This window comes from Phenylobacterium sp. (genome assembly GCF_030698145.1).
Taxonomy (GTDB): domain Bacteria; phylum Pseudomonadota; class Alphaproteobacteria; order Caulobacterales; family Caulobacteraceae; genus Phenylobacterium.
This window is the reverse complement of sequence record NZ_JAUYNW010000038.1, coordinates 1-13,478: the sequence shown is the minus strand read 5'-3', so window position 1 is coordinate 13,478 and position 13,478 is coordinate 1. Positions and strand designations below refer to the sequence as shown.

The window sequence follows — 13,478 nt, the reverse complement described above, 5'->3', positions numbered from 1 at the left end:
GCTAGCGCGGCCTGGAGACCGCGGCAATCTCGCCCCGAACCGGAGCGAACAGATGACCCGACCCCTGACCCGCACCCTTTGGAGCCTGGCCGCCTTCTTGAGCGTGGCCGTGGCGATCTTCTCCTATCGCTACCTGCCGCGCATGGGCCTGATGGACCCCGAGATCCTGGCGAACCTGTTCGCCCGGCCCTGGCTGGATGTCCATGTGGCGGGGGCCGCGACGGCCCTGCTGCTGGGCCCCTTCCAGTTCCTGCCCGGCCTGCGCGAGAAGCACTGGCGGCTGCATCGCTGGATGGGCCGCACCTATGTCATCGGCTGCATCGCCGGCGGGATCGGCGGCTTCATCATGGCGTTCGGCACGACGGCCGGACCCGTCGCCACCGTCGGGTTCGCCACCCTGGCGGTGTGCTGGATCACCGCCAATGCGCAGGCCTGGCGCATGGCCCTGGCGCGCCGCTTCGTCGAGCACCGCGAATGGATGGTCCGCTCCATCGCCATGACCTTCGCCGCGGTGATGCTGCGGATCGACCTGTTGGTGCTTCCGCTGCTCGGCCTGTCGCCGGACGACGCCTATGTGGCGACCGCCTATGTGAGCTGGATCCCCAACCTGATCCTGGCCGAGCTCTATCTCCGCGGCGCCTTCGCCCGGCGCCCCAACCCGAGGCGTATCGCCTACAGGCCGTCGAACAGCGCCGTCGACAGGTAGCGTTCGGCGAAGCTCGGGATGATCGCCACGATCAGCTTGCCCTTGAACTCGTCGCGCGAGGCCACGTCGAAGGCCGCGGTCAGGGCCGCGCCGGACGAGATGCCCACCGGAATCCCCTCCTCCTTGGCGACCCGGCGGGCCATGGCGAAGCTGTCGTCGTTGGAGACCTGGATGATCTCGTCGATGATCCCGCGGTCCAGGATCGAGGGCACGAAGCCCGCCCCGATCCCCTGGATCTTGTGCGGCGCGGGCTGGCCGCCCGACAGCACGGGCGAGGACTCAGGCTCCACGGCGACCATCCGCACCGATGGCTTGCGCGCCTTCAGCACCTGGCCGACGCCGGTGATGGTGCCGCCGGTGCCGACCCCGGAGATCACCGCGTCGACGCGGCCCTCGGTGTCGTTCCAGATCTCCTCGGCGGTGGAGACCCGGTGGATCAGCGGGTTGGCCTCGTTGTCGAACTGCTGGGGCATCACCGCGCCGGGCGTGGCCTCGACGATCTCCCTGGCGCGGGCCACCGCGCCGGCCATGCCGCGCTCGGCGGGGGTCAGTTCCAGCTTGGCGCCCAGGATGATCAGCATCTTGCGCCGTTCGATGGACATGCTCTCGGGCATGACCAGGGTGATCGGATAGCCCTTGGCCGCGGCGACGAAGGCCAGCGCGATGCCGGTGTTGCCGCTGGTCGGCTCGACGATGGAGCCGCCGGGCTTCAGGAGGCCCTTGGCCTCCAGCCACTCGATCATGGACACCCCGATCCGGTCCTTCACCGAGGCCAGCGGGTTGAAGAACTCCAGCTTGGCGACGACCTCGCCCTGCGGCTTCAGCGCTGCGTGCAGCCGCGGCAGGCGCACCAACGGGGTGTCGCCGATCAGGTCGAGGACGGAATCGAAGATCTTGCCGCGCCCGGAGCGCTTGTAGCGGGCGGCGTCCTTGGTGGTGGATCCGGCGTCGGCCATGGGATGTCTCTGGCTGCAAGGGTCGATTGCCGGAGAACTTAGGCCCGTGGCCGGGATTTGGAAGCGCACTTTCTCTGGGGGGTGGCGCTAGTTGGGCTATTCGGCGGCCAGCACGCTCTGCGTCGGCGTCAGCAGCGGTTCCAGGATCGCGGCGGCCAGCCAGCGCACGACGGGAACTACGACGCCGTCGCCCATCACGTGCAGGGCCGAGGTCGCCGAGGATGGAGTCTGATAGGTCTCGGGCAGCCCCATCAGCCGTGCGGCCTCGCGCGCCGTGACCAGGCGCGAACGGACGATCTGCCCCTCCGTCACGATCAGGGTCTGGCGCGAAGACCCCCCACGGGGCGTGCGCAGGCAGCCGGCCAGGCCATCGAACCGCGCCTCGGCCCGCTGGACCCGGACGCCGTCCTCCACCCGCATGCGTTTGAAGACCGCGCCGACCTGGCGGACACCGCTCGCCTGGGCCGCCGCCAGCCGCCTTTGGTGCAAAGGCGACATCAGCTCGATCAGCCGCGTCGTGCGCGCCGCGCTGTGCCAGGCGACCGCGTCGTCGGGTTCCAGCAGGCTGGCGAGGTCGGTGTTGCGCGTCGCCGGCGCCTCGCCCCTCCACCAGATCCAGCGCGCGGCGAGATCGGCGGGCAGGCGGGCCTGGGCCTCCCGGACCAGGCGGGTCTGGAACGGGCTGTCGCCGACCAACTGGTCAGGCGGCGGCGTACGGGTGGCGATGACGAACACCCGGGGCCGCGACTGGGGGACGAACCGGGCCGCGTCGATCTCGAGCGCGCCGAAGCTGTAGCCCTGGCCGGCCAGGGCCGCGCAGAGAGCGGTGAAGTCAGCCCCGCCGTGTGAGGTGAGCAGGCCGCTGACGTTCTCGATCACCACCGCCCGCGGCGCGTCCCGCCCCAAGGCCTCGATAAGCCGCCAGAAACCGAAGAAGGCCGAGGACTTGCCGCCGGCCAGTCCCGCCCGGCCGCCGGCCAGGCTGAAGTCCTGGCAGGGCGAGGAGGCCCAGGCCAGGTCGCCCCCCCTCGGCAGGTCGCCCGCGTCCAGGGCCCAGACGTCGCCAGCCCGCAGATGCTGCTCGGCGTCCTCGAAATTGGCGCGATAGGTCGCAACCTTGACCGGGTCGAAGTCGTTGGCGAAGGCGCAGGACCAGCCCGCGCCGAGCCCAAGGCGGGCCATGCCGCCGCCCGCGAAGAATTCCAGAAAACGAAGGGCTCTGTTCCGACTCATCTTGTGCGAGTCTAGCCTGCCCACGCCGCCGTGAAAGGATCGCCGATGCGACACGTTCTTCCGACGACTCTTTCCGCGAGCCTCGCCGGGGCCGTCGCGGTCCTGATGCTCGCCGCCTGCCAGCCCCAGGCCCCGGACGGCGAGCCCGCCCCGCCACCAGCCGACGCGGCCGACGTGCCCGCGCCGCCGGAGGAGCCCGAGGAGCCTGAGACGCCCAAGGAATTCACCGGCGACATCGACGCGCGCGGGACCGAGCCCTTCTGGGCCGTTCAGATCCGCGCCGACAAGATCGCCCTGACCCGCCCCGATCCGGAGCCCGCGGTCGTCGCCGCCAATCCCGGCGCCAATGACGATGGCCAGAAGGCGGTCTGGTCGACCACGGCGAACGGCAAGACCTTCATGGTCAGCCTGGCGCAGGAAGACTGTTCCGACGGCATGTCGAACCTCAACTACCCGTACCTCGCCGTGGTCACCCTGGGCGACCTGACCTTCCGCGGCTGCGCCAACAAGGTCGGGCAGCAGCCCCGCGAAGACGGCAAGTAACCTAAGGGCGCCCTTGACCTGACCCCACCGTCGGGCGGCTAATTCTTCCCAAGAGTATGGTCTTAGGGAGAGCGGCCATGGAAAAGGCCTGGGACCTCGTCATCCGGGGCGGGACCGTCGTGGACGGAACCGGCGGCGTTCCGTACCGCGCCGACGTGGCCGTGAAGAACGGCCTGATCGCAAAGGTCGGGGACATCGCGGGCCAAGGGGCCGAGGAGATCGACGCCTCGGGCAGGATCGTCACCCCGGGCTTCGTCGACATCCACACCCACTATGACGGCCAGGCCACCTGGGACCACCACATGCAGCCCTCAGCCTGGCACGGGGTGACCACGGTGGTGATGGGCAATTGCGGGGTCGGCTTCGCCCCTTGCAAGCCGCAGGACCACGACCGGCTGATCCGCCTGATGGAAGGCGTCGAGGACATCCCCTTCCCGGTGCTGACGCAGGGCCTGCCCTGGAACTGGGAGAGCTTCCCCGACTATCTGGACGCCCTAGACCAGCGCGCCTTCGACGTCGACATCGGGACCCAGCTCCCGCACGCGGCGCTTCGGGTCTTCGTCATGGGCGAGCGCGGGGCCAATCGCGAGGACGCCACGGAGGCCGACATCCACGCCATGGCCGCCGTCGCCAAACGGGCGGTGGAGGCCGGGGCCCTGGGATTTTCCACCTCACGCACGCTGAACCACCGCACCAGCGACGGCCAGCCGACGCCCACCCTGACGGCGTCGGAGGACGAACTCGGCGGCATCGCCATGGGCCTGGCCGCGGCCGGCAAGGGGACCCTGCAGTTCGTCTCCGACTTCGCCGATCCCGAGGCCGAGTTCGCCATGCTGCGCCGGCTGGTGGAGCGGTCGGGCCGGCCGCTGTCGTTCTCCCTGGTCCAGAGCCCGCGCGATCCCGACCAATGGAAGCTGCTGCTGGAACGCCTGGCCGACGCCAATGCGGCGGGACTGGAGATGCGCGCCCAGGTCTGCGGACGGCCGGTGGGGATCCTGTTCGGCTTCGAGCTGACCCTCAATCCGTTCAGCGCCTATCCGACCTATCGCGACATCGCCCAGCTGCCCCTGGCCGAGCGCCTGACCCATCTGCGTGACCTGGATTTCCGCGCTCGGCTCCTGGCCGACGGCGCGCCCGGCGGGCCGGGCTTCGCGGCCAACATGACCCGCAATTGGCACATCATGTTCCTGATGGGCGAGGCTCCCGACTACGAGCAGACCGCCGACCGCACCATCGCCGCCCTCGCGGCGGCCCAGGGCGTGACACCGGAAGAGCTGGCCCTGGACCACATGCTCTCCAACGACGGCAAGGGCATGCTCTACCTGCCGTTCCTCAACTATGCGAACGGCTCGCTGGACCCCAGCCACGCCATGCTGACCCATCCCAACACCGTGCCCGGCCTGTCAGACGGCGGGGCCCATGTGGGAATGATCTGCGACGGCTCCTTCCCGACCTCGAACCTGACCCACTGGACGCGGGACCGCACGCGGGGCCCAAGGCTCGACCTGCAGACCATGGTCCGTATGCAGACGAATGACACCGCCAGGGCGGTCGGGCTGCACGATCGCGGCCTGATCGCGCCGGGCTACCGCGCCGATCTCAACATCATCGACTACGAGAACCTGACCCTGAAGGCGCCGGCCGTGGCCCATGATCTCCCGGCCGGGGGACGGCGGCTGGTGCAGCGCGCCGACGGCTATGTGGCCACCATCGTCGCCGGCCAGGTCACCTATCGCGACGGCGAACCCACCGGCGCCTTGCCGGGCCGCCTGCTGCGGGGCGCGAAGCGCGGCCCCGTCGCCATGGCCGCGGAATAGGGGGGTCGCCATGACCCCGCACGTGCTGGAAGCCGCCTGCGAATGGACCGCCGACGATGTCGCCGATCCCGCCGCCTGGACCGAAGAGCTCACCGCTGGCGAGGTGGCCGAGCTGGAGGCGGCCATGGCGACGGCCCGGGCCAAGTCCGACGACTTCCTGGAGATCGAGAAGGCCGACTTCCCCCTGCCCACCCTGGCCGCGCGGCTGAAAGCTATCGAGCGCGAGCTGATGGACGGGCGCGGCTTCGTGCTGATCCGGGGCCTGCCTCGCGACCGCTGGACCAATGACGACATGTGCCTGGCCTATTGGGGGATTGGCGCGCATCTGGGCCGGCCCTGGCCGCAGAACGCCAAAGGCCACCTGCTGGGCGACGTCACCGACCACGGCAAGGCTCTGGACGACCCCACCGCGCGGGGCAACGAGCTGGGCCAGATCGGGCTCGACTATCACTGCGACGGTTCGGACCTGGTGGGCCTGCTGTGCCTGAGGACCGGAGCCTCGGGCGGGCTCTCGGCGGTTTGCAACTCAGTGTCGCTGCACAACCGGCTGGTCCGTGAGCGGCCCGACCTGGCGGCCGAACTCTACAAGCCCCAGCCTTTCGACTATCGCGGCGAGCAGGCGCCGGGGAAGCCCGGCTGGTACCTTATGCCGGTCTTCACCGAGCATGGCCGCCGCCTGTTCATCCGCCTGATCGCCCCCTACATCCTGGCCTCCCAGCGCCACGATGACGCCCCGACCCTCACCGACAAGGCCCGCGAGGCCCTGGACTGGATGAAGGCGGAGGCCGACTCCGGCCGCCACGCGGTGATCATGGATTTCCGCCCCGGCGACATGCAGTTCATCAACAACTACCACGTGCTCCACGGGCGCACGCCCTATGTGGACGACCGCCCCGCCGGCAAGATCCGCCACCTGAAGCGGCTGTGGCTGGAGACCGAGGTCCTGGCCGACCGGCCGGACATCTTCACCAACCGCATGGGCTCGCACTGGGCTCAGAAGCGGGTGATCAGCCGGCTCGACGCTGTGACCTGAGGCCGCTTTGCTGCGGAAATGCTGCGCAGCATGGACTGCAGCAAAACGCTGCCGCGTCGCATTGCCTCTTCGCCTGCCGGGCGGCGCACGCCATATAGCGCCCTATGCCAGCCTCTCGTTTAGATGAGGCGCGGGAGATCCTGCGCCGCACCTTCGGACATGCCGAATTCCGTGGCCGCCAGGCCGAGGTGATCGCCGAGATCCTGGGCGGGCGCAGCGCCATGGCCGTGCTGCCCACCGGCGGCGGCAAGAGCGTCTGCTACCAGATCCCCGCCATGATGCGGCCGGGCCTGGGCCTGGTGGTCTCGCCGCTGATCGCGCTGATGGCCGACCAGGTGGCTGGATTGCAGCAATCGGGCGTCTCGGCCGCGCGGCTGGATTCCACCGGCGAGGCCTGGGAGCGGGCCGACACCTGGGAGAAGATCGAGGCAGGGACGCTGGACCTGCTCTACATCTCCCCCGAAGGCCTGATGCAGCCCTCCATGCTGGAGCGGCTGTCGCGCACGCCGCTCGCCCTCATCGCCATCGACGAGGCCCACTGCGTCAGCCAGTGGGGCCACGACTTCCGGCCCGAATATCGGATGCTGGGGCGGTTGGCCGACATCTTTCCCAAGGTCCCGCGTCTGGCGGTGACCGCCACCGCCGACGCCCGGACCCGCGACGACATCCGCGCGGAGCTGAAGCTGGAGGAGTCAGCCGAGTTCGTGGCTTCATTCGCCCGGCCGGAACTGGCCCTGTTCGCCGAGCGCAAGCGGGGAAACGCCCACAAGCGGGTGGCCGAGCTGGTGGCCGCGCGGCCCGACCGCTCGGGCGTGATCTATGCCGGCTCCCGCGACGGCACCGAGAAGCTGGCCGAGCTGCTGCGCAGCGAGGGCGTCCCGGCCCACGCCTATCATGCGGGCCTGGAGAAGGGCCTGCGCGCCCAGCGGCTGGAGACCTTCCTGGAGGCCGACGCCGCGGTGATGGTGGCGACCATCGCCTTCGGCATGGGGGTCGACAAACCCGACGTCCGCTATGTGATCCACGCCGATCCGCCGGCCTCCATCGAGGCCTATTGGCAGGAGATCGGCCGCGCAGGGCGCGACGGCGATCCGGCCGAGGGCATCACCCTTTATGGCGCCTCCGACATGGCATGGGCCTATCGGCGGATCGACGGGCGCGAGGTCGACGACGGGGTCAAGCAGGTCCAGAGCCGCAAGGTGCGGCAGCTCTATACGATGCTGGACGGCACGACCTGCCGCGCCGCCGGGGTGCGGCGCTATTTCGGCGAGGAAGGCGTGGACGCCTGCGGCCAGTGCGATCTCTGCCTGGGAACCGTCGAAACGGTCGACGCCACCGAGGCGGCGCAGAAGGCCCTGTCGGCGGCCCACCGCATGGGGGGCCGGTTCGGGCGCGGCCGCCTGGTCGAGCACCTGCTGGGCAAGACCAAGGAGCCGTCCAGTTTCGAGGCCGGCCTCACCACCTTCGGCATCGGCAAGGAGTTCAGCCCCACCGGCTGGCGCGACCTGATCGACCAGCTGCTGTTCGACGGCCTGCTGCGCGAGGACCCCAATGACGGCCGCCCGCTGGTGGGCCTGGGCGACATCGAGGGGGTCAAGGCGGTCTATCGCGGCGAACGCCGCGTGGCCCTGCGTCAGGGGCTGGAGGAACACGATCCCACCACCCGCTCCGGCAAGCCGCGCAAGAAGACCCGCGCCTCCACCGCCGCCACGGCCATCGGCCCCCACGACCAGCCGCTGTTCGAAGCCCTGCGCGCCTGGCGCCGGGACGAGGCTCACCGCCAGCACCTGCCGCCCTATGTGATCTTCCACGACCGGACCCTGGCCGAGATCGCGGTCAAGAAGCCCGCGGGTCTCTCGGCGCTCGCCGCCATCAACGGCGTGGGCGAGGGCAAGCTGGAGCGCTACGGCGAGGCGGTGCTCGCCGTGCTGCGCGGGATGGACGCCTAGAGTTTAGGCGCGGGCCCGGGCCTGCATGGCCTGTTCGTCGGGCGCCGCCAGGGCCGAGGCGATCGCCTCGACCAGCTCGGCCACGTCCAGCGGCTTGCCGACGACCGCCTGCATGCCGGCGGCCAGATAGGCCTCACGTTCCCGGCGCATGACATTGGCGGTCAGGCCGACGATTGGGATGCACCCGACGGGGCCAGGCAGGGCGCGGATGCGGCGCGTGGCCTCCACCCCGTCCATGTTCGGCATCTGGACATCCATCAGCACCAGGTCGAAGCCCGCGGCCTGGACCGCCGCCACCCCCACGGCGCCGTCGTCGGCGGTTTCCACCACGGCGCCCATCTCTTCCAGGATCAGCTTGGCGACCAGGCGGTTGGTGGCGTTGTCCTCCACCACCAGGATGCGCGCGCCGTCCAGGTCGCCGACCTGGTTCTCGGCCGGACCCGTGGCCACGACGGCCGACGCGCTGAGCGTTAGCCAGAAGGTGGAGCCTTCGCCCTCGCGGCTCTCGAAGCCGACCTCGCCGTCCATCAGCTCGGCCAGGGCGCGGCTGATGGAGAGGCCCAGGCCCGAACCACCGAACCGGCGCGCCACGGCCTCGTCGGCCTGGGTGAAGCGCGAGAAGATCGCCGCCTGAGCCGCCTTGGAGATACCGACGCCGGTGTCGGCGATCTCCACCCGCAGCTCCCGCCGCCCCGCCCGGTCGGCATCTCCGAAGATCAGGCGCGCCTCCACGTGACCGGCCTGGGTGAACTTCACGGCGTTGCCCATCAGGTTGAGGACGATCTGGCCCAGGCGCAGCTCGTCCAGCACCATCCAGCCCGGAGCGCCGCGGGTGGTCAGCCGGACCTCGACGCCCTTGGCCTCGGCCAGCGGCCGCAGCAGGTCGACCACGCTGGCCACGGTCTGGGCCGGATCCATCGGGCGCGGGTCCAGGTCCAGGCGGCCCTCCTCGATCCGGCTGAGGTCGATCACGTCGTCGAGCAGACGCTGCAGCAGCTTGCCGCTGCGGATGGCGTCGTCCACCAGCCCCTGGGCCGAGGGATCGAGCCGCTTCTGGCTCAATACGTGCAGCAGCCCCAGCACGCCGTTCATCGGGGTGCGGATCTCGTGGCTGATATTGGCGACGAATTGCGACTTCATCTCGTTGGCGGCCTCGGCGGCCTCCTTGGCCACCCGGCTGTCGATAAGCTGCATTTCGACGCACCGCTTCTCCAGGGCGTTGCGGCGGAAGACGCCCAGCGCGCGGGCGAGCTCGCCGATCTCGTCATCCCGCGACATATAGGGAATGTGACCCTCCAGGTTGCCGTCGGCGACCAGGCGCATGCTTTCGGTGACCCGGATCACGGGCCGCACGACCCGGCCGACCACAAAGAGCGTCGCTGTAAGTCCGAAGCCCGCGGCCAGGCCGGCGAGCAGCACGGCCAGATAGAGATCCTGTCGCGCCTTGGCGGCGTCGGCGGCCGCGTACTGGGCCATGAGGTCGATCGCGGTGTTCGCGACATCCATCAGGCTCCGCAGACCCCGGGTCGACATCCGGTTCATGTCCTGGCGGCCGACCTTCGGCTGTCGTCCGGCGTCAAGGTCGGCGATCAAGGCGGCGCGAGCGGCGCGCGCCTCTCCGAAATAGACCGTCTGCGCCTTGTCCGCGGCCTGGCGCAGCCGCGGCGGCGCGCGGCCATGCATGATGGTTTCGGCCACCGGTCGCCAGGCCGTTGCGACCTGGCCATCGGCGTTCGCGAACGCCAGACGCTGGTCGAGTGTGAGCGGCTCCCCACGGGCGCGGGCCTCGCCAAGCAGCAGCAGGTCCGTGCCGGCGACGTCGCGCGTGATCCAGGCCGCCTGTTTGATCGCCATCATCTCGGTGACGAAGGGGTGCGAATAGTCGACCTGGGTGGCGAGCCCCTGGGACACGCGATCAAGCGACGCCGGCAGGGCCGTGCTCGCCTCAACCCAGGTCTCACGCAGTTCCGGCCGCCGCGCGGCGCCGGGGTGCGACAGGGCGGCGTCGGTCTCGCGCCGCATCCACTCCAGGCGCGCGCGTTTGGCGCGGATATCCAGCAGCGCCTCGTCCAGGCCGGGGATGTCATGCTCGCCGCCCGCCGTCTCGAGCTTGGAGACGGCCGCGTCGAGTCCTCTCGCCGCAATGGCGCGCATGACACTGAGCTGGCGCCGGGCAGCCTCAGAGGGCGGTTGGGGACTGGCCAGGGCGAAGCTCACGCCCGCGCGCTCGAGCCGCAACTGCTGCATGGCCGAGAACAGGTCGGCCGAGACGTCGGTGACGAAGGCCACACGATCGGCGGCCTGGCGCCGCTCCAACGCCGACTGCGCGAAGGCGACCGCCGCGGCCACCAACAGCAGCGACATCAGGCCGGTGATGATCGGCAGGATGAACCCAACCGACAGCAGTCTGCGCATGCGCGGGTGAGCCCCTGATTCTTGCCGCTTGATCGGCAACTTAGCAGCGCGGCCCAAGCGCCGCCTTAACGCGAACGCCGTTCTCTGCGACGGATTGGCGCATGCGCGTGCGCGCGGCCGGCGAAATGTGACGGGGAACTAAGCTGCGCCGGGGCGGGCCGGCGAATGGTTGGACGCGATCTTCGACCCTCCCGAACGGTCGCGGACGACGCCCTAGACGTCGACCTCGGCGTCGAGCGCGTTTTCCTGGATGAACTCGCGGCGCGGTTCGACAAGGTCGCCCATCAGGCGCGTGAACATGTCGTCGGCGTCGTCGGCGTGGTTGACCTTGACCTGCAGCAGGGTGCGGGCGTCGGCGTCCAGGGTGGTCTCCCAGAGCTGGTCGGGGTTCATCTCGCCCAGGCCCTTGTAGCGCTGGATCGACAGGCCCCGGCGACCCGCCTCCATGACCGCGGCGAACAGGTCGAGCGGTCCGCGCACCTTGGCTGAGCGGTCCTTGCGCGTGAAGGTCCCCACGCCCTGGAAGGTCTCGGCCATGGCGGCCGAGCGCTCCGACAGGCGCCGCGCGTCGGCGGCGTGCAGCAGCAGGTCGTCCAGCACCACGCGCTCCGACACGCCGCGGCGCACCCGCGAGAACGCGAAGCCGCCGGTGGCGGCGACCTCGCCGGTCCAGTTTCCGTCGCCTTCCTCTGCGTAGAGGTCCATGCGGGCCGCGGCCTTGGCCATGTCGCCGCCGCCCTCGTTCAACAGGCCCGCGAGCGCGGCCTGTTCGATGGCGATGGCCGGGGCCCTGCTGGACAGGCGTTCGATATTGGCCTTGGCGCCGCGCGCGCTCTGCACCAGCGCCAGCAGGTCGGCGCCCACCAGCCGCTCGCCGGATTCGAGGTCAAGGGTCGCGGCCTCGACACCCTCGTCGATCAGGTAGTTCTCGAGCTCGGCGTCGTCCTTGAGATAGCGGGACTGGCGGTTCTTGGTGGCCTTATAGAGGGGCGGCTGGGCGATATAGAGGAAGCCCCGCTCGATGATCTGCGGCATCTGCCGATAGAAGAAGGTCAGCAGCAGCGTGCGGATGTGGGCGCCGTCCACGTCGGCGTCCGTCATGATCACGATCTTGTGGTAGCGGACCTTTTCGATATCGAACTCGTCGCGGCCGATGCCGGCGCCCAGCGCCACGATCAGGGTGCCGATCTGCTCGGATGACAGCATCTTGTCAAACCGCGCCCGCTCGACGTTGAGGATCTTGCCGCGCAGCGGCAGGATCGCCTGGTTCTCGCGGTTGCGCGCCTGCTTGGCCGAGCCGCCGGCGGAGTCGCCCTCCACCAGGAAGATCTCCGACTTGGCCGGGTCCTTTTCCGAGCAGTCGGCGAGCTTGCCGGGCAGGGAGGTGATGTCGAGCGCCGACTTGCGCCGGGTCAGCTCGCGAGCCTTGCGCGCCGCCTCGCGGGCCATGGCCGCCTCGGCGATCTTCTGGACGATCAGCTTGGCTTCGCTGGGATGCTCCTCGAACCACTGGCCGATGCCCTCGGACACCAGGCCCTCGACCGCCGGGCGCACCTCGGAGGAGACCAGCTTGTCCTTGGTCTGCGAGGAGAACTTCGGGTCCGGCACCTTGACCGACAGCACGCAGGTCAGGCCCTCGCGGGCGTCCTCGCCCGACAGCGAGACCTTCTCGCGCTTGGTGGCGCCCGAGCTTTCGGCATAGCCGGTGATGATCCGGGTCAGCGCCGAGCGGAAGGCGGCCAGGTGGGTGCCGCCGTCCTTCTGCGGGATGTTGTTGGTGAAGCAGAGGACGTTCTCGTGATAGCCGTCGTTCCACCAGAGCGACATATCGAGCTCGACGTTCTCCTTCTTGCCCCGGACGACGATGGGGGTCTTGAGCAGCGGCGTCTTGGCCTTGTCCAGGTGGCGCACGAAGGCCTCGATGCCGCCCTCATAGTGCAGCAGCTCGACGAAGGGCTCGGCCTCGCGGTTGTCCTTCAGCCAGATGGTGACGCCGGAATTGAGGAAGGCCAGCTCGCGCAGGCGGTGCTCCAGGGTCTTCCGGTCGTAGTCGATGAAGGCGAAGGTGTCGGTGGAGGCCATGAAGGTGACCTCGGTGCCCGACAGGAACTCGCCGTTCTCGCGCAGGGGCGCGTCGCCGGTGACGATCAGGGGCGAGACCGCGTCGCCGCGGCGGAACTCCATCTCGTAGGCCTTGCCGCCACGATAGATCTTCAAGCGAAGCCAGTCGGAGAGCGCATTGACCACCGAAACGCCGACCCCATGCAGGCCGCCGGAGACCTTGTAGGAGTTCTGGTCGAATTTCCCGCCGGCGTGGAGCTGGGTCATGATGACCTCGGCCGCCGAGACGCCCTCGCCCTCGTGGATGTCGGTGGGGATGCCGCGGCCGTCGTCGGTGACCGTGACCGAGCCGTCGGCGTTGAGGATCACCTCCACCCGCGTCGCCCAGCCGGCCAGGGTCTCGTCGATGGCGTTGTCGACCACCTCGTAGACCATGTGGTGCAGGCCCGAGCCGTCGTCGGTGTCGCCGATGTACATGCCCGGGCGCTTGCGCACCGCGTCCAGGCCCTTGAGCACCTTGATGGACTCGGCGCCGTACTCGGCCTGGCCGTTGTTCTCGGGCGTGTTGTCGGGAATCTGCGTCTCGTCGGTCATACGGTGTCCAGAATCGCCAGGTTCGAGCCGTCCACATGGACGCCCTGGGCCCGGCCCTTCAAATCCTCGAAGAGAAGCTCGTCCGTGCCGGTCAGGAACGCCTGCAGCTCGAGCGCCTCGATTTCGTCGAACAGCGCGGCCCGCCTGCGGCGGTCCAGATGCGCTGCGACC

Annotated in this window: 9 protein-coding genes and 1 pseudogene; 5 read left to right on the top strand and 5 right to left on the bottom strand. The window is 69.7% G+C overall.

The window, feature by feature from the left end; translation table 11 throughout:
- Positions 1–52: 52 nt before the first annotated feature.
- Positions 53–706, top strand: a complete 654-nt coding sequence (locus tag Q8Q77_RS04495) for a DUF2306 domain-containing protein (protein ID WP_305581596.1) — start codon at positions 53–55, stop codon at positions 704–706.
- Here Q8Q77_RS04495 and cysK read toward each other — a convergent pair.
- Together cysK and Q8Q77_RS04485 are read right to left on the bottom strand one after the other, a co-directional pair.
- On the bottom strand, positions 673–1,662 hold the full coding sequence (gene cysK / locus Q8Q77_RS04490) for a cysteine synthase A (protein WP_305581594.1): 990 nt from the start codon (positions 1,660–1,662) through the stop codon (positions 673–675). The genes Q8Q77_RS04495 and cysK overlap by 34 nt on opposite strands.
- A gap of 96 nt (positions 1,663–1,758) precedes the next feature.
- Positions 1,759–2,895, bottom strand: coding sequence for a DNA cytosine methyltransferase (locus tag Q8Q77_RS04485; RefSeq protein ID WP_305581592.1), 1,137 nt, complete (start codon positions 2,893–2,895; stop codon positions 1,759–1,761).
- Between the two features lie 45 nt (positions 2,896–2,940).
- Here Q8Q77_RS04485 and Q8Q77_RS04480 point away from each other — a divergent pair, with 45 nt between their 5' ends.
- From Q8Q77_RS04480 to recQ, 4 genes are all read left to right on the top strand, one after another.
- Positions 2,941–3,438 (top strand): hypothetical protein, encoded by a 498-nt coding sequence (locus Q8Q77_RS04480; protein WP_305581590.1) that lies wholly within the window; start codon positions 2,941–2,943, stop codon positions 3,436–3,438.
- A gap of 77 nt (positions 3,439–3,515) precedes the next feature.
- Positions 3,516–5,255: an amidohydrolase family protein gene (locus tag Q8Q77_RS04475; RefSeq protein ID WP_305581588.1), complete on the top strand. Its 1,740-nt coding sequence runs from the start codon at positions 3,516–3,518 to the stop codon at positions 5,253–5,255.
- Between the two features lie 10 nt (positions 5,256–5,265).
- Entirely contained in the window at positions 5,266–6,288 is a 1,023-nt protein-coding gene (locus Q8Q77_RS04470; protein WP_305581586.1) for a TauD/TfdA family dioxygenase, read from the top strand.
- A 104-nt stretch (positions 6,289–6,392) separates the two neighbouring features.
- On the top strand, positions 6,393–8,237 hold the full coding sequence (gene recQ / locus Q8Q77_RS04465) for a DNA helicase RecQ (RefSeq protein ID WP_305581585.1): 1,845 nt from the start codon (positions 6,393–6,395) through the stop codon (positions 8,235–8,237).
- A 3-nt stretch (positions 8,238–8,240) separates the two neighbouring features.
- On the opposite strand, the gene Q8Q77_RS04460 is transcribed toward recQ, so the two are convergent.
- From Q8Q77_RS04460 to Q8Q77_RS04450, 3 genes and pseudogenes are all read right to left on the bottom strand, one after another.
- The gene (locus Q8Q77_RS04460) at positions 8,241–10,652 is read right to left on the bottom strand and encodes an ATP-binding protein (RefSeq protein WP_305581583.1); all 2,412 of its coding nucleotides are present in this window, start codon (positions 10,650–10,652) and stop codon (positions 8,241–8,243) included.
- A gap of 213 nt (positions 10,653–10,865) precedes the next feature.
- Positions 10,866–13,307, bottom strand: a complete 2,442-nt coding sequence (gyrB, locus tag Q8Q77_RS04455) for a DNA topoisomerase (ATP-hydrolyzing) subunit B (RefSeq protein WP_305581581.1) — start codon at positions 13,305–13,307, stop codon at positions 10,866–10,868.
- Positions 13,304–13,478: pseudogene (locus tag Q8Q77_RS04450) on the bottom strand (DNA replication and repair protein RecF); the annotation flags it as partial. The gene gyrB and the pseudogene Q8Q77_RS04450, both read right to left, overlap by 4 nt.

Coding starts and splice junctions, on each gene's coding strand:
- Q8Q77_RS04495 (WP_305581596.1), top strand. CDS start 53: ATGACCCGACCCCTGACCCGCACCCTTTGGAGCCTGGCCGCCTTCTTG.
- cysK (WP_305581594.1), bottom strand. CDS start 1,662: ATGGCCGACGCCGGATCCACCACCAAGGACGCCGCCCGCTACAAGCGC.
- Q8Q77_RS04485 (WP_305581592.1), bottom strand. CDS start 2,895: ATGAGTCGGAACAGAGCCCTTCGTTTTCTGGAATTCTTCGCGGGCGGC.
- Q8Q77_RS04480 (WP_305581590.1), top strand. CDS start 2,941: ATGCGACACGTTCTTCCGACGACTCTTTCCGCGAGCCTCGCCGGGGCC.
- Q8Q77_RS04475 (WP_305581588.1), top strand. CDS start 3,516: ATGGAAAAGGCCTGGGACCTCGTCATCCGGGGCGGGACCGTCGTGGAC.
- Q8Q77_RS04470 (WP_305581586.1), top strand. CDS start 5,266: ATGACCCCGCACGTGCTGGAAGCCGCCTGCGAATGGACCGCCGACGAT.
- recQ (WP_305581585.1), top strand. CDS start 6,393: ATGCCAGCCTCTCGTTTAGATGAGGCGCGGGAGATCCTGCGCCGCACC.
- Q8Q77_RS04460 (WP_305581583.1), bottom strand. CDS start 10,652: ATGCGCAGACTGCTGTCGGTTGGGTTCATCCTGCCGATCATCACCGGC.
- gyrB (WP_305581581.1), bottom strand. CDS start 13,307: ATGACCGACGAGACGCAGATTCCCGACAACACGCCCGAGAACAACGGC.